The sequence below is a fragment of the Mangrovibacterium sp. genome, assembly GCF_059905295.1.
Genome location: NZ_JBZQJF010000289.1, coordinates 1 through 2,739 on the forward strand (window position 1 = coordinate 1; position 2,739 = coordinate 2,739).

Genomic DNA, 2,739 nt, shown 5'->3' on the forward strand with positions numbered 1-2,739 from the left:
AAAAGGACGGAACACCGTCCTTTTTTCTTTTTCTGACAAAAGTTCGCACCACATGTCGTCAATCCCGACGATTTTTCAGCCCTTCTTATTTAAATCCCGACATTTTGTCTTATCATAACATTGGTCGTCATTTTGGCTTTTCTTTTGCCTGAATGCTGATATCTCAGTTGATGTTTTACGGCTGGGATGCATGAAACAGAAAAATGAGAAGCTATGAACTTTAATAATTTCACAATTAAATCGCAGGAGGCTTTGCAGCATGCTTTTGATGAAGCACAAGCAAAGCAGCAACAAGCTGTTGAAACAGGTCATATTTTGAAAGGCTTGTTACATTCAGCTGAAAATGTTACCGGTTTTCTATTGAAAAAACTGGGGGTCAACGTGCCTGTTTTTCAACAAGCATTAGATCGTATTGTTGATGGTTACCCGAAAGTGAGCGGAGGAGAGCAATATTTATCCTCAGCAGCTAACAAGGCTTTGCAGAAATCGTTGGATTTGTCCCGCAAAATGGAGGACCAGTTTGTTTCGGTTGAGCACGTTTTGCTAGGATTGTTGGAAAGTGGTGATACTATTGCCAGTTTGATGAAGGATAATGGTATTAACCGAAAAGATCTGGAAGCCGCCGTTAATGAGTTACGAAAAGGTGCTAAAGTTGAAAGTCAGACGGCCGAAGATCAATTTAACTCGCTAAGTCGGTTTGCAATCAACCTGAACGAGCAAGCCCGTAATGGGAAATTGGATCCGGTTATTGGCCGTGATGAAGAAATTCGCCGCGTATTACAAATTTTGTCTCGACGAACTAAAAATAACCCGGTGCTGATTGGTGAACCGGGAACCGGTAAAACAGCTATTGCTGAGGGTTTAGCACACCGCATTGTTCGTGGTGATGTTCCTGAAAATTTGAAGTCGAAACAGTTGTTTTCGCTCGATATGGGAGCGTTAATTGCAGGTGCAAAATATAAAGGGGAATTTGAAGAACGCTTGAAAGCCGTAGTTAACGAGGTTATCAAATCGGATGGCGAGGTGATCTTGTTTATCGACGAAATTCACACTTTGGTTGGAGCAGGTAAAAGTGAGGGAGCCATGGATGCTGCCAATATTTTGAAACCGGCTTTGGCGCGTGGTGAGTTGCGTTCAATTGGCGCAACAACCCTGGATGAGTATCAAAAGTATTTTGAAAAGGATAAGGCTTTGGAGCGTCGTTTCCAGGTTGTAATGGTGAATGAGCCGGATACATTGAGTGCAATTTCTATTTTGCGCGGACTGAAAGAGCGTTACGAGTCTCACCATAAAGTGCGGATTAAGGATAATGCCATTATTGCCGCTGTTGAATTGTCGCAACGTTATATTTCAGATCGGTTCTTGCCGGATAAAGCCATTGACTTAATGGATGAGGCAGCAGCCAAGTTGCGTTTGGAAATGGACTCGGTACCAGAAGAATTGGATGAAATTGAACGCAAGATTAAGCAGCTCGAAATTGAACGTGAAGCCATCAAACGGGAAAAAGATGAGGCCAAGTTGGCTTTGCTGAATGAGGAGATTGCAAACCTGAAAGAAGAGCAATCGCGCTACCGGGCTCAATGGGAGATGGAGAAATCAGTTATTGATGGCATTCAGCAAAATAAAACTGATATCGAAAACTTCAAATTTGAAGCAGAACAGGCTGAACGCTCTGGTGATTATGGTCGGGTTGCCGAAATTCGTTATGGAAAAATCAAAGAAGCTGAGGCCGAGATTGAACGTTTGCAGAAAGAATTGCAACAGATTCAGGGTGATTCGTTGATCAAAGAAGAAGTTGATTCAGAGGATATCGCCGAGGTTGTGGCTCGCTGGACCGGAATTCCGGTAAGTAAAATGATGCAGAGTGAACGCGAAAAATTACTTCATCTGGAGGAAGAGCTGCATAATCGGGTAGTGGGACAGGAGGAAGCCATTCAGGCAGTCTCGGATGCAGTGCGTAGAAGCCGTGCTGGTTTGCAGGATGAAAAGCGACCGATCGGATCGTTCATTTTTCTGGGAACAACTGGTGTTGGTAAAACCGAGTTGGCAAAAGCTTTGGCCGAATACCTGTTCGATGACGAGAACATGATGACCCGGATCGATATGTCGGAATACCAGGAAAAATTCTCGGTGACACGTTTGATTGGTTCGCCTCCCGGATACATTGGTTACGATGAAGGAGGTCAGCTGACTGAAGCTGTTAGGCGTAAACCTTATTCGGTGGTGTTGTTCGATGAAATAGAGAAAGCCCACCCGGATGTTTTCAACGTCCTGTTGCAGGTACTGGACGACGGGCGTCTGACCGATAATAAAGGTCGAATGGTCAACTTCAAAAACACGATTATTATCATGACTTCAAACCTGGGATCACATCTAATCCAGGAGGGTTTCGAGAGGATGAATGATAACAATAAGCTTGAAGTCTTTGAGCAAACCCGTTCTCAGGTTTTGAATTTGTTGCGGAAAACAATTCGTCCGGAGTTCCTGAACAGGATTGATGAGACCATCATGTTTACACCGCTTGGACGGGATGATATGAAGAAAATTGTACGAATTCAGTTCAACCGGATTATTAAGCGATTGGGCAATCAGAATATTCGGATTCAGATTTCGGATGCTGCTGTGCAATGGCTGGCATCTGTCGGATATGATCCTCAGTTTGGTGCACGACCTGTTAACCGGTTACTGCAAAAGTTTGTGTTGAATGAATTGTCGAAAGAAATACTCGCAGGGCAAGTT

At 43.8% G+C, this 2,739-nt stretch carries 1 protein-coding gene; it reads left to right on the top strand.

Going from position 1 to position 2,739, the window contains the following annotated elements:
• Nucleotides 1-213: 213 nt before the first annotated feature.
• On the top strand, nucleotides 214-2,739 hold a 2,526-nt coding region (gene clpB, locus AC37HE_RS14780; protein ID WP_500783626.1), incomplete at its 3' end, for an ATP-dependent chaperone ClpB.